The sequence below is a fragment of the Marinobacter sp. genome, assembly GCF_039977835.1.
Taxonomy (GTDB): Bacteria; Pseudomonadota; Gammaproteobacteria; order Pseudomonadales; family Oleiphilaceae; genus Marinobacter.
Map to the genome: position 1 here is coordinate 37,340 of NZ_JBDWCL010000034.1, position 23,017 is coordinate 60,356.

Annotated in this window: 20 protein-coding genes and 1 tRNA gene; 8 read left to right on the top strand and 13 right to left on the bottom strand. The window is 57.6% G+C overall.

Going from position 1 to position 23,017, the window contains the following annotated elements; genetic code table 11:
* Positions 1–8 precede the first annotated feature (8 nt).
* The 8 genes from ABJM11_RS09230 to ABJM11_RS09265 all read right to left on the bottom strand — a co-directional run bounded on the left by ABJM11_RS09230 (position 9) and on the right by ABJM11_RS09265 (position 8,845).
* Positions 9–1,013, bottom strand: coding sequence for an MBL fold metallo-hydrolase (locus ABJM11_RS09230; protein WP_348297041.1), 1,005 nt, complete (start codon positions 1,011–1,013; stop codon positions 9–11).
* A gap of 108 nt (positions 1,014–1,121) precedes the next feature.
* Entirely contained in the window at positions 1,122–2,093 is a 972-nt protein-coding gene (locus ABJM11_RS09235) for a tRNA-dihydrouridine synthase (RefSeq protein ID WP_348297042.1), read from the bottom strand.
* A 146-nt stretch (positions 2,094–2,239) separates the two neighbouring features.
* A complete protein-coding gene (gene katG, locus ABJM11_RS09240) occupies positions 2,240–4,414 on the bottom strand; it encodes a catalase/peroxidase HPI (protein WP_348297043.1) in 2,175 nt (724 codons plus the stop codon).
* A gap of 282 nt (positions 4,415–4,696) precedes the next feature.
* A complete protein-coding gene (locus ABJM11_RS09245) occupies positions 4,697–4,915 on the bottom strand; it encodes a DUF2835 domain-containing protein (RefSeq protein WP_348297044.1) in 219 nt (72 codons plus the stop codon).
* Between the two features lie 6 nt (positions 4,916–4,921).
* The gene (gene htpG, locus ABJM11_RS09250) at positions 4,922–6,814 is read right to left on the bottom strand and encodes a molecular chaperone HtpG (protein WP_348297045.1); all 1,893 of its coding nucleotides are present in this window, start codon (positions 6,812–6,814) and stop codon (positions 4,922–4,924) included.
* A 373-nt stretch (positions 6,815–7,187) separates the two neighbouring features.
* Positions 7,188–7,622: a PaaI family thioesterase gene (locus ABJM11_RS09255; RefSeq protein ID WP_407069986.1), complete on the bottom strand. Its 435-nt coding sequence runs from the start codon at positions 7,620–7,622 to the stop codon at positions 7,188–7,190.
* Complete coding sequence (locus ABJM11_RS09260; protein WP_348297047.1) at positions 7,616–8,089, bottom strand: PaaI family thioesterase; 474 nt, start codon at positions 8,087–8,089, stop codon at positions 7,616–7,618. Before ABJM11_RS09260 ends, ABJM11_RS09255 begins: the two co-directional genes overlap by 7 nt.
* Positions 8,090–8,107: 18 nt before the next feature.
* Positions 8,108–8,845, bottom strand: a complete 738-nt coding sequence (locus tag ABJM11_RS09265; RefSeq protein ID WP_348297048.1) for a DUF599 family protein — start codon at positions 8,843–8,845, stop codon at positions 8,108–8,110.
* A 201-nt stretch (positions 8,846–9,046) separates the two neighbouring features.
* Between ABJM11_RS09265 and ABJM11_RS09270 the strand changes: the two genes are divergently transcribed.
* The 4 genes from ABJM11_RS09270 to ABJM11_RS09285 all read left to right on the top strand — a co-directional run bounded on the left by ABJM11_RS09270 (position 9,047) and on the right by ABJM11_RS09285 (position 13,115).
* A complete protein-coding gene (locus ABJM11_RS09270; protein ID WP_348297049.1) occupies positions 9,047–10,327 on the top strand; it encodes a M48 family metalloprotease in 1,281 nt (426 codons plus the stop codon).
* Between the two features lie 75 nt (positions 10,328–10,402).
* Positions 10,403–10,948, top strand: a complete 546-nt coding sequence (locus tag ABJM11_RS09275; protein ID WP_348297050.1) for a hypothetical protein — start codon at positions 10,403–10,405, stop codon at positions 10,946–10,948.
* Positions 10,948–12,135, top strand: coding sequence for an iron-containing alcohol dehydrogenase (locus tag ABJM11_RS09280; RefSeq protein ID WP_348297051.1), 1,188 nt, complete (start codon positions 10,948–10,950; stop codon positions 12,133–12,135). Before ABJM11_RS09275 ends, ABJM11_RS09280 begins: the two co-directional genes overlap by 1 nt.
* Before the next feature lie 191 nt (positions 12,136–12,326).
* Positions 12,327–13,115 carry a transporter substrate-binding domain-containing protein gene (locus ABJM11_RS09285; RefSeq protein WP_348297052.1) on the top strand — a complete coding sequence of 263 codons (789 nt, stop codon included), beginning with the start codon at positions 12,327–12,329 and terminating at the stop codon, positions 13,113–13,115.
* 42 nt (positions 13,116–13,157) lie between these two features.
* On the opposite strand, the gene ABJM11_RS09290 is transcribed toward ABJM11_RS09285, so the two are convergent.
* Both ABJM11_RS09290 and ABJM11_RS09295 read right to left on the bottom strand, forming a co-directional pair.
* A complete protein-coding gene (locus tag ABJM11_RS09290) occupies positions 13,158–15,644 on the bottom strand; it encodes an FtsX-like permease family protein (protein WP_348297053.1) in 2,487 nt (828 codons plus the stop codon).
* Positions 15,644–16,378: an ATP-binding cassette domain-containing protein gene (locus ABJM11_RS09295; RefSeq protein WP_348297054.1), complete on the bottom strand. Its 735-nt coding sequence runs from the start codon at positions 16,376–16,378 to the stop codon at positions 15,644–15,646. The genes ABJM11_RS09290 and ABJM11_RS09295 overlap by 1 nt, the downstream gene beginning before the upstream one ends.
* Positions 16,379–16,416: 38 nt before the next feature.
* Between ABJM11_RS09295 and ABJM11_RS09300 the strand changes: the two genes are divergently transcribed.
* Positions 16,417–17,049, top strand: a complete 633-nt coding sequence (locus ABJM11_RS09300) for an arylesterase (RefSeq protein WP_348297055.1) — start codon at positions 16,417–16,419, stop codon at positions 17,047–17,049.
* A gap of 10 nt (positions 17,050–17,059) precedes the next feature.
* Here the strand turns inward: ABJM11_RS09300 and ABJM11_RS09305 are convergent, their stop codons facing one another.
* The gene (locus ABJM11_RS09305; protein WP_348297056.1) at positions 17,060–18,025 is read right to left on the bottom strand and encodes an alpha/beta fold hydrolase; all 966 of its coding nucleotides are present in this window, start codon (positions 18,023–18,025) and stop codon (positions 17,060–17,062) included.
* A gap of 73 nt (positions 18,026–18,098) precedes the next feature.
* Here ABJM11_RS09305 and ABJM11_RS09310 point away from each other — a divergent pair.
* Positions 18,099–18,174: transfer RNA gene (locus ABJM11_RS09310), tRNA-Asn, on the top strand.
* A 1-nt stretch (position 18,175) separates the two neighbouring features.
* On the opposite strand, the gene ABJM11_RS09315 is transcribed toward ABJM11_RS09310, so the two are convergent.
* Positions 18,176–19,468, bottom strand: coding sequence for a M18 family aminopeptidase (locus tag ABJM11_RS09315; RefSeq protein ID WP_348297087.1), 1,293 nt, complete (start codon positions 19,466–19,468; stop codon positions 18,176–18,178).
* A 112-nt stretch (positions 19,469–19,580) separates the two neighbouring features.
* Here ABJM11_RS09315 and ABJM11_RS09320 point away from each other — a divergent pair, with 112 nt between their 5' ends.
* Together ABJM11_RS09320 and ABJM11_RS09325 are read left to right on the top strand one after the other, a co-directional pair.
* Positions 19,581–20,060 (top strand): hypothetical protein, encoded by a 480-nt coding sequence (locus tag ABJM11_RS09320; protein WP_150994519.1) that lies wholly within the window; start codon positions 19,581–19,583, stop codon positions 20,058–20,060.
* Between the two features lie 113 nt (positions 20,061–20,173).
* A complete protein-coding gene (locus ABJM11_RS09325; RefSeq protein ID WP_348297057.1) occupies positions 20,174–20,800 on the top strand; it encodes an outer membrane beta-barrel protein in 627 nt (208 codons plus the stop codon).
* Here the strand turns inward: ABJM11_RS09325 and rlmKL are convergent.
* A complete protein-coding gene (gene rlmKL / locus ABJM11_RS09330) occupies positions 20,784–22,967 on the bottom strand; it encodes a bifunctional 23S rRNA (guanine(2069)-N(7))-methyltransferase RlmK/23S rRNA (guanine(2445)-N(2))-methyltransferase RlmL (protein WP_348297058.1) in 2,184 nt (727 codons plus the stop codon). The two genes, ABJM11_RS09325 and rlmKL, sit on opposite strands and share 17 nt — an antisense overlap.
* Positions 22,968–23,017 lie beyond the last annotated feature (50 nt).

Here is a 23,017-nt window from a genome sequence, read left to right on the forward strand (position 1 = left end):
CCCCCGGTTCAACAACCCGTCGTGCAGCTGGCGCTGCCATCGAAACTCATGGTTTTCCCGCTCAGTGGAACATGCACTGGCACCGAGGACAGGCTGACAAACTGCGCGGTGCGTGTGTTTTCGCGCACTGCGCCCTTTTCTGTGGCCGCCTCATTGGCATGTGAGGCAATGACAGCTTTGGGCCGAACCAGGTCGTTGATTACGTAAGCGGCCTCTTCAGGCCCGGTAGTGAAGGTGTCGCCAATATTCATAACCACCAGTGTTGCCCCATAGTGTTCGCTGACCACCAGCTTTTGTTCGGCCGTGATACCGGTATCACCTGACAGATACACCACGAGCCCGTTGGAAAACGTCAGCACGTAGCCGGTAGGCGGCCCTACACTGGCGCCCACGCCCGCTGCTTGAAGATATTCCGCCAGCGGACCGGTCAGGAAGGAGGGAGCAACGCCGTTGCTGTGAACGGCAGGCACGGTGGTAATCGCCACACCGCCAACTTCCCGCTCACCACCGAAACGCACCAGCAGGGAGTTTGCGGGGTCACCACCGCCGTTTTTCAGTTTGGCAGCAAAAAAGGCGGGCATTTCACTGCCGGTCACGATTTTCGCCTGATGCTTCAACGCAATATCCACGGTATTGGACTGCGGTAAAGTCGACACTCCGGTATCCGGCGACGCACAGCTGCCCTGGTTGGTCTCACCGATGCGCTGGTCACCCACATGATCGCCGTGCATATGGGAAACCAGCACGACATCAATCTTGCCCAGCCGGGGATCGTCCGGCCCGGCAACGGTTCTTCCGGCATCGTAGAGAATCCGGGTGCCGTTCGGGTCCTCAAATACCAGCGCCCGGTCACGGCTGCAGAACTCGCCATCGTGGCTGCCAAGAGGCGTGACCTTAACAACGTGCTCGTCAGCCTGGGCCAACGTCGCTCCTCCAGCCAATAAGCACGCAGACGCCCCGATGGCGGCCACGGTTTTGCAGAAATAACGGTTGCGGAAAAAATTTTGCGACATGGTATTCGTCCTCCCCACCTGTTTTTTGTTGGTACCAGTACTGATACGAACGGCAAAGCCATAGGTACCAGTGTAGCCGGCGGGAGTGACTTGCGTTCGGGGATAACCTCAGGCGGCGCGCGAATCGGTAACCGGTGCTGGCTGTTCAAGGCAGGCCAGCATGGGCGCCACCTGACGGATCTTGCGGGCTTCCGGCCACCGGGCTTCGGCTTCGGCAAATCCCTGGCGAAGGAAATTGAGCCATTGCTTGATGCGCCCGGTCACGTAGCGGTCCTCCAGCCAGCCCTGCAGAACGGTGGCATATTCACGAACCAGGGCGACGGCCTCCGGCCAGGTCATATCCGGTATTGCTATACCCTGCTGGCTGGCCTTTATCTGTCGGGCCAGGTCCGGCCGCGCGATCAGGCCCCGGCCGATCATCACATCGTCGCACCCGGAGACTTCACGGCATCGCCAGTAATCGGCCACGGTCCAGATTTCACCATTGGCAATGACGGGGGTTTTCACGGCTTCCCGGGCCCGGGCAATTTCCTCCCAGTAGGCGGGCGGCTTGTACCCACCCACCTTGCTACGGGCATGGATAACGATTTCTTCTGCGCCGGCTACTTCCAGCGCCTGGGCACAGGCCACACCCATGGAGCGGTCGTCATACCCGAGGCGCATTTTTGCCGTAACCGGCACGTTTAGCGGCACCGCCTGGCGCACCGCGGCCACTATCTCATGCATCAATTCTGGCTCGCGCATCAGCACGCAGCCGCCCTTATGCTTGTTCACCGTTTTTGCGGGGCAGCCGAAATTGATATCCACCTGTGTGGCGCCCAGCTCGGCAGCTTTCTCCCCATGGCGAGCGAGTTGGTGGGGGTCTGAGCCGAGCAGTTGAACCGCAACTGGGGTGCCGACTTCCGTCAGTGACTGGTTGTAAAGCTCCGGGGCGTACTTGTAGAACACTCTCGGCGGCAGCATGCCGTGGGTTACCCGAATGAACTCGGTCACGCAACGGTCAATCCCACCCACTTTGGTCAGGGTTTCGCGAATGGGTGCGTCGACCAGCCCTTCCATCGGGGCGAGGATGATTCGCATGAGTGCTCCAGCAGGAAAAGTCTGTACAGATTGAATCTGATCAAAAATCAGGCGGGGCGGATTGTAAGGAATTTGGGGGGAAGTTGGTAGCCGGGCATCCTGAAATCAGGATGCCCGGCCGGGGGTTTTACAGCGTTACTGACAGTTTACGCCGGTACGTCGAAGCGGTCGCTGTTCATGACCTTGGCCCAGGCTGAGACGAAGTCCCGGACAAACTTCTCGTGGTTGTCGTCCTGGGCATAAACCTCCGCATAGGAGCGCAGGATGGAGTGGGAGCCGAACACCAGGTCAACCCGGGTAGCGGTCCACTTCTTCTGATCAGTCTTGCGATCGCGAACCTCGTAGAGATTCTCGCCCACCGACTTCCAGCTGTAGCCCATGTCGGTCAGATTGACGAAGAAATCGTTCGTCAGCTGGCCTTCCCGATCAGTGAACACGCCATGTTTGGCGCCATCGTGGTTGGTGCCCAGTACCCGCATACCACCGATCAACACGGTCATCTGGGCTGCGGTCAGCCCCATCAGCTGGGCGCGATCCAGCAGAAGCTCTTCAGGCTTGACCACGTAGTTCTGCTTCTGCCAGTTACGGAAGCCATCGGCCACCGGTTCCAGCACATCGAAGGACTCAGCATCGGTCATCTCGTCAGTGGCGTCACCACGCCCTTTCAGGAAGGGTACATGTACCTCGTAGCCGGCGGCTTTCGCGGCTTTTTCGATACCGACACTTCCGCCCAGTACGATCACATCCGCGATGCTGGCACCTGTATCAGCAGAGATCTTCTCATAGACTTTCAGAATTCTGGCCAGGCGCTCAGGTTCATTACCCACCCAGTCTTTCTGGGGAGCAAGGCGGATGCGGGCGCCGTTGGCACCACCACGCAGATCGGACCCACGGAAGGTGCGGGCGCTGTCCCAGGCAGTGCTGACCATATCGCTGATGGACAGGCCTGCATCGGCAATCTTCTCTTTTACCACCTCTTCGATATAGTCGGTGGGGCCAGCAGGAATCGGATCCTGCCAGATCAGGTCTTCATCCGGCACTTCCGGACCGATGTACCGTGATTTCGGCCCCATATCCCTGTGGGTCAGCTTGAACCAGGCACGGGCAAACGCATCCTGGAACCGCTCCGGATCCTTACGGAATTCCTCAAGGATCTTGCGGTACGTGGGATCCACCTTCATGCCCATGTCGGCATCAGTCATGATCGGGTTGTGGCGAATGGATGGATCGCTGGCGTCCACCGGCTTGTCTTCTTCCTTGATGTCCACCGGCTCCCACTGATTGGCACCAGCGGGGCTCTTCTTCAGCTCCCACTCGTGGTCCAGCAGCATGTCGAAGTAGCCCATATCGAACTTCGTTGGCTCGGTGGTCCAGGCACCCTCGATGCCCGAGGTGATGGCATTGGACGCCCTGCCCTGCATATTGGGGTTATCCCAGCCGAGACCCTGGCCGACGACATCAGACCCTTCCGGTTCGGCGCCCAGGGCACCGGCATCGCCGTTACCGTGACACTTACCAACAGTGTGACCACCCACGGTCAGTGCTGCGGTTTCTTCGTCATCCATCGCCATCCTGGCGAAGGTTTCACGCACCTGCGCGGCGGTCTTCATGGGGTCAGGCTGACCATTGACACCTTCCGGGTTCACATAGATAAGACCCATCTGCACAGCAGCCAGTGGGTTTTCCATGGTGTCCGGCTTGCCCACATCCTCATAGCGCTCATCTGAGGGTGCAAGCCACTCTTTCTCGGCGCCCCAATAAATATCTTTTTCAGGGTGCCAGATATCCTCCCGGCCGAATGAGAAACCGAAGGTCTTCAGTCCCATGGATTCATAGGCAATGTTGCCGGCCAGTATCATCAGGTCCGCCCAGCTGATCTTGTTGCCGTACTTTTTCTTGATTGGCCACAGCAGCCGGCGAGCCTTGTCAAGGCTGGCGTTGTCTGGCCAGGAAGCGATCGGGGCAAAGCGTTGGTTACCGGTACCGCCGCCACCGCGGCCATCAGCCATCCGGTAGGTACCGGCAGAGTGCCAGGCCATACGGATCATGAACCCGCCGTAGTGACCCCAGTCAGCCGGCCACCAGTCCTGGCTGTCGGTCATGAGGGCGTGCAGGTCCTGTTTAATGGCATCAAAGTCGAGCTTTCGGACTTCCTCGCGGTACTCGAATCCCTCGTCCATCGGGTTGGTTTTGCCATCGTGCTGATGGAGGATGTCGAGGTTGATGGATTCAGGCCACCAGCCGGTCACATTCTGGCTACTGGCCGTGTTGGCACCGTGCATGACCGGGCACTTTCCGCCTGAACTGTTGTTCTGGGTCATTTCTCTCTCCTGATTCGGTTTGGCAAAACAAAACTGCTTTTTATTAGCACCACTAACTATAGGACAAAAAAAGCACTCTACTCTGAGTATTTATTATGTCCCGGATAGCGAATGCCTATCGGGCTTCCCGAAAGCCATCAAAGCCTTAGACGGGCAGCTGATCGCAAGCGAAGTTGCTTGGATCAGAACAACCCAACGTTAACGTGGCGCTCGACACTTAATACAATTAATTAAAAATACAATTGCAAAAGCTTTTATCAATGGGATGGAGTGGTAGAAGACTCAGAGCCTTTCAATGGAGGTGAACTTTCCGGCGTCGTCGAAAAGAATCCGGAAGCTACCCCGGATACCGTCTTTGAGATAGAAACGGGAGAGGATACGGGCCGGGAAGCGGACGGAGCGCCCGTCCCGGGCCGTGGTGCGGACATCGGTGGCAATGCCCTGATAGAGCTTTATCCACTCATCAGGGCTGATCTGGATGTCCACAATGATCTGCTGCATAGAACCCTAGTTAGCCAGTTCCAGCAGCAGACGGTTCAGGCGGCTCACGTAAGCACCCGGGTCCTGCAGTTGCTCACCACTGGCCAGCGTCGCCTGGTCCAGCAGTACCGCGGACAGCTCCTTGAAGCGGTCCTCGCCCTGCTCGCTTTCCAGGCGCTGCACCAGCGGGTGCTCCACGTTGATTTCAAAAATCGGCTTGCTGTCGGGTACTTTCTGGCCGGCTGCTTCCATGATTTTCTTCATCTGGGCGCCCATGTCGAAATCGCCAACCACCAGGCAGGCCGGGGAGTCGGTCAGGCGATTGGTAACACGCACATCCTGGACCCGATCGGTCAGCGCCGCCTTGATTCGCTCCAGCAGCTGCTTGTGCTCCTCGGCAGCCTCTTCCTTGTGCTTCTTGTCTTCCTCGGTCTCCACTTCACCAAGGTCCAGATCGCCCCGGGCCACGTCCTGGAACTGCTTACCATCGTATTCGTTGAGGTAGCCCATCATCCATTCGTCAATCCGGTCAGAGAGGATCAGCACCTCAACCCCCTTCTTGCGGAACACTTCCAGATGCGGGCTGCTCTTGGCCGCCATGAAATTGTCGGCTGTAATGTAATAGATCTTGCTCTGACCTTCTTTCATGCGGCCGATGTACTCATCCAGCGATACATTCTGGGTATCTTCGCCGGTGTGGGTAGAGGCAAACCGCAGCAGCCCGCCGATTTTCTCGCGGTTGCTGAAATCTTCCGCCGGGCCTTCCTTCAATACGGTACCGAACTCGTTCCAGAACTGCTGGTATTGCTCCGGCTCTTTTTTGGCCAGCTTGGAGAGCATGTCCAGAACCCGCTTGGTAACGGCGGTACGGATGCTTTCCACGGTGCTGTCGTTCTGCAAAATCTCGCGGGAAACGTTCAGCGACAGATCGTTGGAATCGATAACACCCTTGGTGAAACGCAGGTACAACGGCAGGAACTGCTCGGCGTCGTCCATGATGAAAACGCGCTGCACATACAGTTTCAGACCACGGGGGGCTTCCCGATTGTACAGATCAAACGGCGCGCGGCCCGGAATGTACAGCAGGCTGGTGTAGTCCAGCTTGCCTTCCACCTTGTTGTGGGACCAGGTCAGCGGGTCTTCAAAGTCGTGAGAAATGTGCTTGTAGAATTCCTTGTACTCTTCGTCCTTGATCTCGCTGCGGGACAGGGTCCACAGGGCTGTGGCGTCGTTGACGGTTTCTTCCTTGTCCTTCTCGCCCTCTTCCTCGGATTCGGACTTCATCACCACCGGGAACGAAATATGGTCGGAGTACTTCTTCACCAGGTTGCGCAGGCGGAAGCCATCGGCAAATTCCTTGGCATCGTCTTTCAGATGCAGAACGATTTTCGTACCACGCTCATTAAGGTCCACGTTCTCGATGGTGAACTCGCCGTCGCCCTTGGATTCCCAGTGCACCCCTTCCTCAACCGGCGCTCCGGCGCGGCGGGTGAACACTTCCACTGCATCGGCAACGATGAAGGATGAATAAAAACCAACACCAAACTGGCCAATCAGTTTGCTGTCTTTCTTCTCGTCACCAGAGAGCTGTTTCAGAAACTCGGCCGTGCCGGACCGGGCAATGGTGCCGAGGTTCTGGACCACGTCATCACGGGTCATGCCGATGCCGTTGTCGGAAAGAGTGACGGTGTTTTGCTCTGCGTCATAATCCAGGCGAATCTTCAGCTCCGGATCGTTCTCGAACAGGCTGTCGTCTTTCAGGGCGGCAAAGCGGAGTTTGTCTTCCGCGTCTGACGCATTGGAGATCAGCTCACGAAGGAAGATTTCCTTGTTTGAGTACAGGGAATGGATCATCAGATTAAGCAGTTGCTTAACCTCGGTCTGAAAACCCAGGGTCTCTTTTTGCGATTCAACCGTCATGGCCGTTTTGTCTCCTGCTGTGTTTGCTTCGGTGGAGCGGCGCGGGTACGAACCCCTGTCCAAAACACGCTGTGAATACGTCCATGTACGCTCGGCTCCGCCATCCATGGCTCCGCACGGTTTTGGACAGGGGTTCGTACCCACGCCACCCGACTATTGAGTAATATCGATCCTTGCACGGAGTTTGGGCGAGCAGTTGGGGATGGGTTTACGAAACCGTGCGGAGCCATGGATGGCGGAGCCCGAGCCGCACAGGGACGTCTCGAGGCGTGTTTCGTAAACCCATCCCCAACTGCTCGCCTGCACCAATGCTTAATATGCTGAATTCGGAAATGGGGTTCATCCGGGGCATTTCAACCCCGACAAGATGAATTCAGTCTTCGAGCAGAAAGTGCGCCCTGGCTGTGGCGATGGGCTGGGAGCGGGATTTTTGCCAGGCAGTGATCATCACGTTGGCCACGCGATTGCCCTGGCGGGTAAGCTGACACTCGGCGAACGTTTCACGATTCAGGCCCGCGCGCAGGTAATCCAGCGAAAAGTCCACAATTCGGGGCATGCGCAGGGTTTCCTGGGACATCATCAGGTAGATGACCGCAGAGAGTTCCATAAAACCACCGATAACCCCGCCATGAATAGCAGGCAGAACCGGGTTGCCGAGGTTTTGTTCCTTCCTGGGCAGGCGAAAAATCAGATCGTCACCAAAGCGATCGCATTCAAGGCCAATGAACATGGCGTAGGGAATGCTCTCCAGCATCCGGGAAAAATCACCGGTTTCCTGTGTGAAACGAAGGATGTCCGGATTCATGATTCCTCTCCTCCCTCGATAAGATCACGGAAAGACTTGGGCATCGCTTCCTTGCCGATTCGCATGAAAGTACCTACGCAGTTGGCGATGGTCTCGCCCGGGTCCTGAAAGGCCTCGCAGCGGGTAAAAATGATATTGCGGGTAATCCTGTAGGTTTCCGCGCGGGCGAAGACAGGCTTGTGGGGTTCTGCCGGGCGCATGTAGTCCACTCGCAGGTCCAGGGTCGGGCAAAGCTCAAAATCTTCCAGGGCACACATGATCACCGACCCGGACGCGGTGTCCATAAGGGTAGTGATGGCGCCGCCATGGATCACGCCGGTGTCCGGGTTGCCGATAATCCGGTCGCTGTAGGGCAGACAAAGAGTCAACTGGCCTTGTTTTGCCGATATCACGGTCAGGCCCAGCTCTCTGCCCTGGTTAAGGGTTTCGATAAAACGGCGAACCCGGTCCATTCTCATGGAATCGTTCATAAAGTATGGCTCGTCAGATCAGTTGGTGGTTTCTTTGTCGGTTTCCTGCCGGGGTGCCGGGTCCTCGAATGTCTTTCCGGAACGCAGTGCCAGCAGTGCGTCGGAGCGAAACTCCCGGCGGTACAGGACGATCACGGTAAGGGTGGAGGCCCCCATGAAAACCACGGGGTGGATAAACCACGACACCACAGCCAATGCGTAGTAATAGGAGCGCAGGCCCAGGTTGAACGCGTCCCCGGCCATGTTGCAGACGTTGCCCGCACTCTTGGCAAATGCCTCCCGTGAAGCCGGGCTGGCTTTGGTATCGGTTGTCAGTGGGGCGCTGCCGATAAGCACCGCCACAAAGTTGTACATCCGCATCGACCAGGTGAATTTGAAGAAGGCGTAGATGAAAATCACCATCAGTACCAGCATCCGCATCTCCCAGATTTCCCGGCTGGGCAGGGTTCCGAACGGCATGGTACTGAACACTTCCATCACTTCCTGGGTATAGCCCAGGGCAGTGATAATACCGGCCAGGATCAGCAGGCAGCTGGAGGCAAAGAAGGCGCCATTGCGTTCCAGATTGCCCACCACGGAGGCATCCGAGATACGGTTATCCCGTTTCAGCATGACCCGCATCCAGTCCTCCCGGTACAGGTCCAGCGTATTGGACAGGCACGGGCGATCATTGGCCTTGCGTTTGGAGTACTCGGTATAACCAAGCCAGCAAACCAAAAACCACACAAGTGCGATCAGCTCCAGATAATTGCCCATGAGAGGGTTCCGGGTATGGGTGAGTAAGGACGAGTAGCGAGCGGTAATGATAACGCAACCAGAGTGCAGCCTCCAGACGGCAGGCTCTTCACGGTAGTAACGCAGCATACAACGGGGATATGGTATAAATAACCAACCGTATCAAAGGCGATACTGCCACGCCGGCGTGTCGCCCAGGGAATTGACCAAGGAGCTCTACCCGTGACCATCCACGCTGGATTTCGATACTTCACTGTTATTATTGTGCTGGCCCTTCTTTCCGGTTGCACCGTCAATCCGGTTACCGGAGAGAAGCAGCTTTCGCTGATTCCGGAAAGCCAGGAGTTATCCATCGGAAGCGAGCAATACAAGCCAACCCAGCAGACCCAGGGCGGCCGCTTTTACCTGGACCCGGACCTGAACCAGTACGTTGCCGAAGTGGGTCAGAAACTGGCTGAAGTCAGTGACCGGCCTGACCTTCCCTACGAATTTGTGGTGCTGAACAGCAGCGTGCCAAACGCATGGGCATTGCCCGGCGGCAAAATCGCGATTAACCGTGGCCTGTTGACAGAATTTGAAGACGAGGCCCAACTGGCTTCGGTTCTTGGCCATGAGATTGTGCATGCTGCCGCCCGTCACAGTGTGCAGAGGATGCAGCAAGGCATGCTGATCAGCGCCGGGGTGGCAGGACTGGGTTTCGCACTTTCGGATAACGAATGGGCCGGACTGATCATGGGCGGTGCCGCCATGGGCGCCCAGCTTGCCCTCGCCCAGTACAGCCAGGGCGATGAGCTCGAGTCAGACCACTACGGCATACGCTACATGAAAGAGGCGGGCTATGACCCTCAGGCAGCCGTGGAACTTCAGGAACTTTTTGTAGAGCTCTCTGAAGGCCGGGAAACCAGCTTCATCGAAGGCATGTTTGCCACCCACCCACCATCGCAGAAGCGCGTCCGGGAAAACCAGGAGCTGGTCGACAAGATTGGCGCGGGCGGCTATCGCGGTCGTGAAGAATACCAGAAGAAAACCGAATATCTCCGCAGCCTGCAACCCGCTTATGAGGCCCATGACGAGGCTATGAAACTGGCAAGCGACGACAAGTTTGATCAGGCGATCACCAAGGTGAACGAAGCCATCAAAATCGAACCAGAAGAAGCCGCGTTCTATTCTCTGCGCGGCCGCATTTACCGGGCAAAGGAGAACCTGGAGAAAGCCGAAGCTGACTTTGACAAAGCCACCTCCCTGTACCCGGAAATGTTCACCTACCAGCTCCACAGCGGCCTCAATTCACTCGAGCTGAATAAACTCGACAAGGCGAAGGAACGGCTGAACAAGGCTAACGAATCAGTACCAACCTCCATCGCCTTTCTGCGCCTGGGCGATATTGCGGTACAGCAGAATCGCCGGCAGGACGCTATCCAGTATTACAGCACCGCGGCAGAGGCTGAAGGTGAGATTGCGCAGGAGGCCAAACAGAAACTGGCCCAGCTGACGCAAAACTAACGTCATCGTCCGCATTGACTTTTAGAGCAATAACTCTAAAAATCAATATATCGAAACAACAACCGGACGATTGCCATGCTCGCGAGACGTATCCAGCCGATGGTCTTCCAGGCCCGCCGGCTTTATGTGGAGCTGATGTTCCAGGTCATGGGGCGCGCGCTTCAGGCTGTCAGCGAAATTGACGCTGCCGTACAGAAGGAAGCCCGGGCCCTGCCCGATGGCTTCCTGTTTGAAATGATGGTGATGCCTGACGGCTCCCGGCTTATTGTGGAGCACCTCGGCAATGGCCGGTTCCAGTACCATGGAGCCACCGCACCCCGGCCAGTAGACCTCTCCATCCAGTTCAAACACATTGCCCATGCCTTCCTGGTGCTGTCCTTTCAGGAGAAAACATCCGTGGCCTTTGCCAACGACCGCATGCTGGTCGATGGCGATATCAGCTATGCCATCCGCATGACCCGGATCCTGAACCGGCTTGAAACCTTCATTCTGCCCAAACTGGTAGCAGAGCGTGCCGTAAAGGAATACCCATCGAACCTGCACCTGCCCGAGAAACTCCTCAGTGCGGCTCGTATTTACCTCAAGGTAGCCTCCAATTTTGTCGAGACGGTGAGAGCATAATGACCAACCAATACTATGAGTTTTTCTGCCCGGTTAAGGTGATTGCCGGTAAAGCGGCGCTGGAACACATTCCCTATGAACTGACCGGCCTGGGCGCCAAACGCCCGATGATCGTGACCGACAAGGGCGTTCGCGCCGCTGGCCTGCTTGAGCCGGTGATTGCTGCCTGTGAAGAAAGCGGCCTGGAAATCATCAGTATCTACGATGACGTTCCACCGGACTCCTCTACAGGGGTAGTAAAAGACATTGCCGGTATCTATCGCCGTGAAAAGTGTGACTCTCTCATCGCCGTGGGCGGTGGCTCTGCCATTGATACCGCCAAGGCAGTGAATATTCTGGTTTCCGAGGGTGGAGACAACATTGCCGAGTACAGCGGCGCAGGCATCATCAAGCATCCTCTGAAGCCATTCCTGGTGGTACCAACCACTGCCGGTACCGGCTCTGAAGTCACCTCCGTTGCCGTGATCACCGACACGGCCAAGTCAGTAAAACTGCCGTTCACCTCGTCATTCCTGCTACCCAACGCTGCCGTTATCGACCCGAGGATGACTCTGACATTGCCGCCGCACATCACTGCGGCCACAGCGATGGATGCCATGACCCATGCCACGGAAGCGTTCACCTGCATGGCGAAGAACCCGCTCAGCGATGCCTATGCAACCGCCGCTATCAAGAAAATCAGCGCGTCACTGTTGAAGGTAATGGACAATCCCAAGGACAGTGATGGCCGGTTGGAGCTGGCACAAGCATCCACCATGGCCGGTATTGCGTTCTCCAACTCCATGGTTGGCCTGGTTCATGCACTCGGCCACGCCACCGGGGCGATCTGTCACCTGCCCCACGGGTTATGCATGAGCCTTTACCTGCCTTACGTACTGGAATACAACCTGGAAACGATCCGTGGCCCACTGGGCGAACTGCTGCTTTATCTTGAAGGCCCCGAGGTTTATGCCGCTACACCGGCCAGTCGCCGCGCCGAGGCCAGTATTTCCGCGCTTCGCAAACTCAGGGATGAACTGTTCAAGCGTTGCAAGCTGCCACGCACCCTCAAAGAAGCCGGCAGCGTGGAAGAGCACCAACTGGACACCATTGCAGAAATGGCCATGGATGACGGTTCCATGATGTTTAACCCGAAAGAAGTGACGCTGGAAGACGCCCGGGCGGTTCTGAAAAAAGCCTGGGCCTGATGGGCGGACCGGCCCGGACACCCCGGCAGGTGGGATGTCCGGGCCACTATGACGCAGATCAAAAACAGCTCCGTGCCCCAAAAACATTCCAATCAAATCCTTGAAATCGACACAGGAAACAGTGACAATTCTGATTCGCTGGCAGGGATGTAGCCGGGTTTGTTTTTGGATAAATTCAGAGCCTAACATCTATGCGCAACGCATTATTCTGCCGGCGCCTGCCGCTAGCCCTGGTTTTACTGTCGCTCTCATTCCTGTCGGGAACCAACGCACTCGCAACGGAGCACGCAGCCAACCAGAAGGCTGATCGGGTTGTCCGCTTCAATGTCTCTCCCAATGGTTACCCACCCTATCTCATCAACGAGAACGGAAAGCAGTCAGGCATCATGTGGGACGTACTCACTGCGATTGCCGATCGTCTGGACTATGTGGTGATCCCTGAACAGATCCCCCGCAAACGCGTGGATCAGATGCTCAAGGAAGGCTATATCGACGCCACTACTCGCGCCAGAGAGTGGACGGACAATCCCGATGAGTTTGCCTTTACCGACCCCATAGTGGACATCGAGGAAGTGCTGTTTGTGCCCAAAGACTCAGACTTGGAGTTTGAAGTACCCGAGGACCTGTTTTCGTACACGGTGGTAACTCATCTCGGTTACCATTACCCGGCGCTGGAACACCACTTCCAGGCGGGCAAGATCAGACGTTTTGATGTTTCCCGTGACAAGGATATGTTCCACTATGTACTCCACGGCGAAGACATGGATGCTGCCGTTGCGGACCGGCTGGTCGGGAAATGGATTCTGCGCAACGAAGGCATGCAGGATGTATTTCGCACCACCTCGGCGAAACTGAGCCAATACGGATTTCGACTGATGCTCAGAAAAGACTGGGTGAGTTTTGCTGAAGCCTTTAACCGCGAGCTTGAAGCCATGAAGCAGAACGGCGAGCTGGAGGAGATACTCTCCAACTACCGTTAACTCCCGCCCTCAAGCGGGACTTCCTTGCGCAGTCCCGCTGCGCTACTCCAGACGTCGCAGCAGTAGCATTGGCGACACACTCAACACCGGTTTCAACTGCCAGCGGCCAAACATCGCCAGCACCAGCGCACTGAGTAGCGGAATCGGCAGAATGGCCTGCCAGTGCCAGCGGAATTCTCCCTCGAACATTCTGAACTGCAATGCCCATACGGCGCCTTCCGCGGCCGCTACCCCCAGGATACCGGCGAAGAACCCCAGCAAGGCAAACTCCAGCATAGTGCTTCTCACCAACAGGGACTGCCTGCCACCCAGGGTTCGTAGCAACGCACCTTCCCGTTGCCTGTCCTGCATGGTGGCACTGACCACGGCCGCCATCACTACCAGTGCCGCGGCCAGAATCAGAGCCAGTATGGCTTCGATGGCCTGCGTTACCTGACGCACGATTTCCTGGATGCGCTCAATGACATGATCAATTTCAAGCACAGAAACCGTAGGAAATTGTCGCGAAAATTCATTAAGTTCACTTTTCATGTCCGACGGAAGGAAGAACGCTGTAATCCAGGTAGCCGGCATATCCTCGAGCCCACCCCCGGGTGGAAACGCCATATAGAAATTGGGTTTCATGCTGTCCCACTGAACCGTACGGATACTGGTGACTGTTTCTGTCACCTTGTCGGAACCGATGGTGAAACCGAGCTCATCACCCACCTTGACCCCGAGCTTACCGGCCAACTCCGCCTCAATGGACACACCATCGGTCTGGCCGCTGGCAAACCACTCGCCCGCGACTATTTCGTTGTCTTCGGGCAATTCGTCCATCCAGGTCAGATTGAGTTCGCGATTCAGCGCGCCTACCCGCTCTTCCTTGGTAACCGCTTCCTTGACCGGCTGTCCGTTCAGCTCGGTAAGGCGGCCACGGACCATGGGATACAGCTGCTCCAGCGGATGCCCGCGCCCTGCCCAGAACTCGTCTACCTCATCAACTGCCTGGGGGGCGATGTTGATAAGAAAGTGATTGGGCGTATCTTCCGGTAACTGGGCCTGCCAGTCACTCAACAATGAGGTTCTGACCAGAATCAGTGTTGCCGCCAGCATCAGTGTCATGGCAAAAACGGCAATCTGCGAGAGACTGGCGCGGCGATGACGATACAGCCCGACCAGTGCCAGTCGCCACGCGTTGCCTCCGCCACTGATCCTGCGCAGGGTGCTTACCAACAGCCATCCCAATAACCCCAGCGTGCCCAGCAGCAGCACAAGGCCGCCCAGCAGCGACAACACCAGAGAAACCTCCCGGGCATACATCCATACCAAACCAAATATCGCCACCACCGCAATGATCAGGTCCGGAATCGCCTCGCGGCCGGATTCACCGGGCTGGCTTCGCAACACCCTCATGGCCGGCACATTGCGTAGCCTTCGGATGGGCGGGTAAGCAAATGCAAACAGAGACACAAGGGCGGTCAGAAGCGCCGGTACCAGTGCATTGGGGTCAAGTTGATAATCGATCTGACGCTCCAGCACATCCCCCAGCACGCTGGACAGGAGCCAATACAGAGGCAGGGCCACCAGCAGCCCCCCGATGGCGCCTGCGATCCCCCACAGGGCAAGGCGACGGATATACAGCCGACCAATCCCTTTGCTGCTCACACCCAGGGTTTTCAGCAGGGCCACGGTGTCCCGCTGGGACATCGCATACTGGCGACTGGCCACCGCAACCGCGACTGCTGCCAGCATGACCGCCAGGCTGCCACCCAGCAGGAGGAAGCGCTCTGCCCGTTCCAGAGATTCGGAGAAGGTTTCGCCGTCGCGCACCCCTTCCCACTCATGGCTCGGCTCCAGCTGTGGTTGCAGCCAGCGGTAGTAATCGTTCAGGGCAGACTCATCGCCGGCAAACAGATACACATACTCCACCCGGCTGCCTTCCTGGATCACCTCGGTGGCTTCCACATCATCCACGTGCATCATTACCCGCGGCGCCAACGAAGACATTCGGAAGCCACCGTCAGGCTCACGTACCAGCAAGCCGGAGATGCTCAACTGATGGTTACCCACCTCCAGGCTATCGCCAACGTCCAGTTCCAGTAACCGCAAAAGACGCGGGTTAAGCCAGACTTCTCCCGGCCCCGGGCCGTGACTGACGGTCTGCCTGGGTGCATCCAGGCCCTGCTGATACTCTACTTGGCCGCGCAGCGGATACGCGTCGTTCACGGCCTTGATCGATACCAACTGGAAGTTATCGGCACCGTAAACCATGGTGGAAAACTCGATCATGCGGCCCGTTTCCAGCCCCCGTTGCTCAGCTTCCTGCATCCAGGTTTCGGGAATGGGCCGGCCGTTTTCCGCTTCCAGCTGGCGATCCGCCGCCAGGAAAGAACTGGCGGAAGATACCAGTGTGCGCTGCAGCTGGCTGGCAAACAGGGCAATGGTTGCCACTGTGGCCACCGCGATGATGAGCGCCGAGAGGACAACGCGAACGTCTCTTTCGCGCCAGTCGCGTTGGACTGACGTCAGCTTCTTCGATGCCGCCATCAGTTCACCGCTTCCGGCTGCTCTGAAGCGGACGGCTCCGTCAGGATACCTGCTTCAATATTGAACTGGCGGGCGCAACGGGCGGCAAGCCGCTCATCGTGGGTGACCATGACCAGCGTCGTACCCTGCTCCCGGTTCAGCGTCATCAACAGGTCTGACACGTCCGCGCCAGTGCGGTTGTCCAGGTTACCCGTGGGTTCATCGGCAAACAGGATGGCGGGTTCTGACGCAAACGCACGGGCAATGGCAACGCGCTGTTGCTCGCCGCCCGAGAGCTGCCTGGGGGTATGAAACAGACGCTCCCCCAGCCCGACCCGCTCCAGCAATTCCCGTGCTTTCGCGTCCGGGCTGTCGAAACCACCGAGTTCGAGCGGCAGCATGACGTTCTCCAGTGCCGTCAGGGCCGGCAACAGCTGAAACGACTGGAAAACAAAACCGACCCGGCGGGACCGGAGTTTTGCTCGCTCATCCTCGCTGAGCTGGCTGATCACCGCCCCATCAAGCTCAACAGTACCTTCCGAAGGCGTGTCCAGGCCCGCCAGCAGGCCCAGCAAGGTGGTTTTTCCGGAACCGGAGCGCCCCACAATCGCCACAGACTCACCGCGGTTGATTTCCAGACTGACCCCCTGCAAGATCGTCAACGTATCAGTCTCCAGGCTAACCTTATGGGTCAGGTTACTGACTTTCAGGATGGCGCGCTGACTATCCGATTTGTGCTCGCTTAGGTCGCTCACGGGTTCTCCACAACGGGTTTATTGGAAACAACTACTCTATGCATACGGTATTTTTACGGCTGAGATCAATAGTTTTCATCGCTTTAATTTGTGTCGGCGTGCAAGCACAGGCGAGCCAGAACACGCTGATGATTTTTGGTGACAGCCTCAGTGCAGCCTATGGTGTGCAGACCGAGGAAGCCTGGGTCGCCCTGCTGAAGGAACGTCTTGACAAAGAAGGCCTTGACCAGTGGCAGGTGGTAAACGCCAGCATAAGCGGAGAGACCACCGACGGTGGCTTGCGGCGCCTGCCGGAACTGCTGGAAAAGAATGACCCGGATATTGTCATTATCGAACTCGGGGGCAACGACGGCCTGCGGGGCTTCCCGCCTCAGGTGATCCGCCGCAACCTCTCCGGCATGATTGAACAGGTGAACGAATCCGGCGCCAGGGCTTTGCTCGTGGGCATGCAGATTCCTCCCAACTATGGCCAGCGCTATACCAGCGCCTTCGCAGAGATTTATCCCGAACTGGCGGACCAACAGGACACCGAACTGGTGCCTTTCTTCCTGGATGGCATCTATGACCAGGAAGGCATGATGCAGGACGATGACATTCACCCGACGGCCGAGGCACAGAGCCAACTACTGGACAATGTCTGGCCCGTGCTGGAACCCATGCTGCGACAGTAATTCCTCCGTTTTAGGCCAGCAGTGACCTGGCATGGGCGACAGCCCGGCGTTCAGACCAGTAATAACCGTCACGGGCATGTTCAACAAAACCGACATGCCCGCCCCAACGAGGCGATTCCAGGCGAACATGCGCCCCCAGTTGCGCATGGGACTCAGGAAAACACCGCCTGGACAGAAACGGATCATCACCGGCATTGACGATAACCGACGGCACGCGGATATCCTTCAGCTTCCAGAGCGCCGAACAGTTTTCCCAGTAATCCTGTGCATCCCGGAAACCGTGCAACGGCGCCGTGTAACGATCATCAAACTCATGGAAGCTGCGAATCTTTTCAAAACCCTCAATATCAATAAGGTCTGGAAAGCGTCTCGATTTCTCGTCCATTTTTACCCGCAGATCCCGCAAAAAGCGACGCATATAGATGCGCCGACTGGGCAGCGCCAGCATATCGGCACTGCCGGCCAGATCACAGGGTACGGAATAGGTAATGCCGCCACAGATGCGGCTATCCAGCTGCTCTGACTGCTGGCCAAGGTAAAGCAGGGTCAGATTACCTCCCATACTGAAACCGGAAAGAAACGCGGTTTTATAACCGTTGCCGAGCCCGTGCTTCACTACCCTGTCAAGATCGCCCGTCGCCCCACTGTGATAGAAGCGGGGCTGATGGTTCATCACCCCGCCACAGGAGCGGAAGTTCCAGGCCAGTACGTCCCAGCCATCATTGAACAGTGCGCGCGCCAGACCCTGCATGTAAGGCCGTCGGCTATGCCCTTCCAGACCGTGGGATAACACCGCCAACCGGTCACTGCCCTGTCGGTACCAGTCCAGATGCAGCTCGTCGTTGTCATCGGTGGGCAAAACCTCCCGCACCGGTGCAACAAAGGCTACCTTGCGGAACAGCGTCGGCCAGACCGATTGAATATGACCGTTGCGCAACCAGGGCGGCGGTCGGTAATCAAGAAAGTGGTAGTACAAAATTTAACCTTTCAATTCATGGGGTTGACGCAACCGGGGAAAGTGCCTATTATGCGCGCCATTCCGACTTTGTTCCCCGATAGCTCAGTTGGTAGAGCAACGGACTGTTAATCCGTTTGTCGCTGGTTCGAGCCCAGCTCGGGGAGCCACTTACAGCACCTCCCTCCGCTGCATGAATTCCCGCAACACCCTGAACAGCGTTAAACCGTCCCTGGTTCCGGCCATTTCACGAATCGAGTGCATGCCAAACTGCGGCACGCCGATATCCAGCGTTGTGACCCCCAGGTTGCCCGCTGTCAAAGGGCCGATCGTACTGCCACACCCCATATCACTGCGCACCACAAAGGTCTGGTATGGCATGTCCAGCTCATCGCTGATGTGCCGATACAGTGCCGCCGAGCGGCTGTTAGTCGCATAACGCTGGTTATGGTTGACCTTGATCACCGGCCCCTGGTTCAGGATCGGCCCGTGATTTTCGTCATGCCGGTCCATATAGTTGGGATGAATACCGTGAGCATTGTCGGCAGAGATCATCATTGAACGGGCAATCGCACGCGACCGGCCGGCGCCACACCAGCGGTCCAGAACCGCGGACAGGAACGGCCCCTGGGCACCCTCTGCGGACATGCTGCCAACTTCCTCGTGGTCGTTGCACACCAGCAGGGCGGGCTCATCCCCGGACGACTCAACCAGCGCCTGCAGCCCGATATAGCAGCTCAGCAGGTTGTCCAGTCTTGCCGAGGCAATGAAGTCTCCACGTAGCCCCACGATCGACGCCGGCTGGGCATCGTAGAAACCCAGCTCATAACCCAGGATCTTGCGGACACTGATGTCCGGCTGCTCCCGCACGAGCTGGTCGGTCAGAAGATCGGAAAAACGGGTGGTGTCATCCTCTGGCACCTGCATCAGAACGGGAGGCAGATCTGTTTGCGGGTTAACCGTACGGTTGCTGTTGGCCTCCCGATCCAGGTGAATAGCGAGGCTGGGGATAAAGGCTACGGGTTTGCGGAAATCCACCAGGGTGTCCTTCACCCGACCGGGGTCATCCACGTAGGTAACCCGGCCCGCCAGGGAGAGGTCGCGATCAAACCAGGGGTTCAGCAGCACGCCACCATAGACTTCCACGCCCAGCTGGAAAAAGCCCTTGCGGCGAAGCTCCGGGTTTGGCTTCACTTTCAGGCAGGGGCTGTCGGTGTGCGCACCCACCATGCGAATACCTGCTTCGGCCACATCCCGGTGACCGGTGCGGAATGCCACGAGGGACGAACCATTGCGGATGACGTAGTAGCCCTGCCCGGCCTTCAGAGTCCAGTCTTCCTTCTCGTCCAGCGCCTCGAAGCCAGCTTCATCCAGCCGCTGTTTCATGGTGGCAACGGCGTGCCAGGGCGTGGGTGATGCGTTCAGAAATTTGATCAGATCGTTGTTAAATTCAGCGTGTTCCATGGTGTCCCTGATAAACTGATAATTGCGGCGCCAGTATGGCATGATGGCGCCCGACGTCATATCCGTACTAAACGGCTGCCAGAGTGCAGCCCGGCTACCCGGAGAGTGTACCTTGCCCGCACCGCGTTTTCTCGATATTGAGTACTGCCAGACCGACGACGTACTGTTCCCCGTGGCCATGGCCTGGTCGCTGGAAGACGGGCAGATGAAAACCGTCGTTATTGCCCCCGCCGACGAATGGATACCGGAAGACGCCGACCTCGGCGACATTGACCTACTCTACCTGGAAGAACAGGGTGTGCCGCTGATCGAGCTGGCGCAGGAGCTGCACCAGGACCTGCCCGACCAGACTGTGTACGTGGACGGCATGGATCCGGACGAGGTTCTGGTGGATCTCATTTTCACCGCCGTCAGCATGGATGCCCCCTTCGAGATCGCAGGTATCGAGGAGCTCGTCACCACCATGCCGCGGGAAGCCCTGGACGACCGGCGCCGCCAGTTGCTTTCGGACGAGGGTCTTGAACCCCAACTGCCGGAAAACGGTGTTTATGCGCTGCTGTTGATCGCCCGCGAAGAAGGCCTGATCGAATAATCCGCTTTCTGCAACGCTTCGGGCAGGGCGAACTGTGACTTGTGTCGACGTAACAAACAGTTACAGAAGGCAGAATCTGTCGGAATTCGACAATGCCAGGAAGCCCGATAACAATGACTACGCTGTTGCGACACCTATCCACGGCTGCCCTGATAACGGCAGCCCTGCTGACAACCTCAACCGCTACCGCTCAGAACAAGCAATCCCGCGAAGGCATGACCTACGTCGGGCTACTGGCAACGGGCCTGAATCACCGCTCGGTGGGTCAGAACACCCTGGAAACAACCTGGTCTTCCACCGGTTCCATGGTGCTCGGCACACATATTTCTGACCATTTCCACGTGGAAGTCCGTGCGGGTGCGGGCACCACTACCGGGAAAATTGACAACGAGCTGGAGCTGGACATCGAATATTTCGCCAGCTGGTATATCGGTGGCCACTACCCGGTGACCGACTACGCCAATGCCTACGCCCAGTTCGGTTTTTCCCACGTGCAGGGGGAAGCCAGCCTTACCCCCTTAGGCAAGGCCCGGGAGGCTGATCCCGAAGACCGCTCCCCTTACGCCTCACTTGCTGATGAATACCCTGACAGTTCATTCAGCGTCAGCTGGCTGCTAGGCCTGGATTTCGAGGTGATTGATAACGGATTCATTATGCTGGAAGGCGGCCGGTTGTTTGAGGACACCGAGACCGGCGCCAATACCTTCCAGTTTTCAACCGGCTTCAAATATGAGTTCTGATGTGCCAGCAGCGGTGAATCCGCGCATTGCGCTGGAAATCCCGGTCGAGCGTGTCGCGGGTCACCTCTTCAATGGCGAACTCTTCTTCAAGGCTTTCATCCAGCTTGAAGCGCCTGAAGTTGGTCGAGAATATCAACAGCCCTTCAGACGTTAACCGCTGCATCGCCTGGCGAATCAACCGGCCATGATCCTTCTGGATATCCAGTATCCCGGCCATGCGGGCGGAGTTCGAGAACGTGGGTGGGTCCATGAAGATCAGGTCAAACCGCTGATCCGCGGAGGGTTTGGCGGCCAGCCACGCCAGACAATCCGCCTGCTCCACCCGATGGTGGGAAGACTCCACTCCATTAAGCGCCAGATTCTCTTCCGCCCAGTTCACATAGGTTTTCGACATATCCAGGCTCAGTGACCGGGTAGCGCCACCAACCGCTGCGTGAACGCTTGCCGCACCGGTATAGCAGAACAGGTTCAGAAACCGTTTGCCCGCCGCGTGCTGCTGGATCCAGTGCCGCACCGGGCGGTGGTCGAGGAACAACCCGGTATCCAGATAATCCTTGAGGTTCACCTTCAGCACACAGCCATGCTCAGTCACATTGAAAAACTCGCCGCTGGCCGCCTGCTTCTCATACTGGCTGGTACCCGCCTGCCGTTGGCGCTGTTTACACACCATATCCTCCCGGGCCACACCCAGGGCATCAGGAATAACAGCCAGCGCTTCAGCCAGCCGCTCCCGGGCTGAACGTTCATCCACGGATTTAGGCGCGGCATACTCCTGAACGTGAACGCGGCCCTCATAGCTATCAATGGCCAGGGCAAATTCCGGCATATCCGCGTCGTACAGGCGGTAACATCCGATGCCCTGCTTGCGGGCCCACTGGCCCACTGTCTTGAGATTCTTTTTCAGCCGGTTGCGCAACATGTCTGCGCGTTCCTGATTGGCGACCCGGGGCGTGACTTCACCAGGAACGTCAGGTTCCCGCGGTGTCATGGCACTGACCTCATCCACATTGAACAGCAGCAGTTGTGCCGGCAGCTTGCCGTTGTACAAACGATACTGTTTGTAGCTACGCAGGCCGACGGACTTTCCGTATTCAGGCGCGCCGGTAAATACCCCGAGGCGCCAGCCCGGCAAGGCGGCTTTTACAGCCTCACCGAGGCTGCGGTACAGGTTACCCAGTTCCTTGCGTTCGCTCAGGCGCTCGCCGTAAGGCGGGTTTACCAGCACCAGACCAGTTCCGGCCCAACTCTCACCCCGGGTGAACTCACTGATTGCCCGCTGTTCAACGGTCACGATGCTTTCAAGCCCGGCGCGCTGCAGGTTATTCCGTGCCGTCTGGATCACGCCCCTGTCCTGGTCAAACCCCAGGAACAATGGCACACGGCCCTCGATCCCCTGTTTGCCTTCATAGGCACGCCTCTCGGCCTCCTGGCGCAACGCCAGCCACAACTCCGGTTCATGGCCCAGCCAGCGCTCAAAGCCGAAGCGCTCGCGCTTACGGCCCGGCGCCAGGTCCAGAGCCATCATGGCAGCTTCGATCACCAGGGTGCCGGAACCGCACATGGGGTCAATAAAATCACCGCCCGCTTTCACTATGTCGGGCCAGCCACATCGTATCAGCAGGGCCGCCGCAAGGTTTTCCTTCAATGGCGCAGCGCCCTTCTCCGTGCGGTACCCCCGCTTGTGCAGGCTGTCACCACTGAGCTCAATGCCCACCGACAATGTGCCGCGATTCAGGCGTGCGGACACGGTCACATCAGGGTTCCTGGCATCCACGGACGGTCGCTGACCGCTGGCGCTGCGCAAACGGTCCACAATGCCGTCTTTTACTCGCTGCGCGCCGAACTGGGTATTGCGAATCGCTTCATTCTGGCCCACAAAGTTGACACGAAAACTGCTGTTCACGGGGATGTGCTCTTGCCACAGCAGATCCGTCACACCAGCCAGCATCTGATCGCCTGAGGTGGCGTTCACATCAGAAAGATGAAGGATGACCCGGTTTGCCAGTCTCGACCACAGGCAGGCCCGGTAGCCGCTCTCCAGTGTGCCGTTAGCCCAGACACCTGCCGGCGCATTACGAACCGGGTCCATGCCGAAGGTACGCAGTTCGTCCTCCAGCAGATACTCCAGGCCCTTGGGGCAGGTTACGAAAAAGTTAAGGTCTGACACGTTCGACTCCTGAGTCGTTTCTGGTGTGGCTGGGCCAAGGTCGTGGAAAT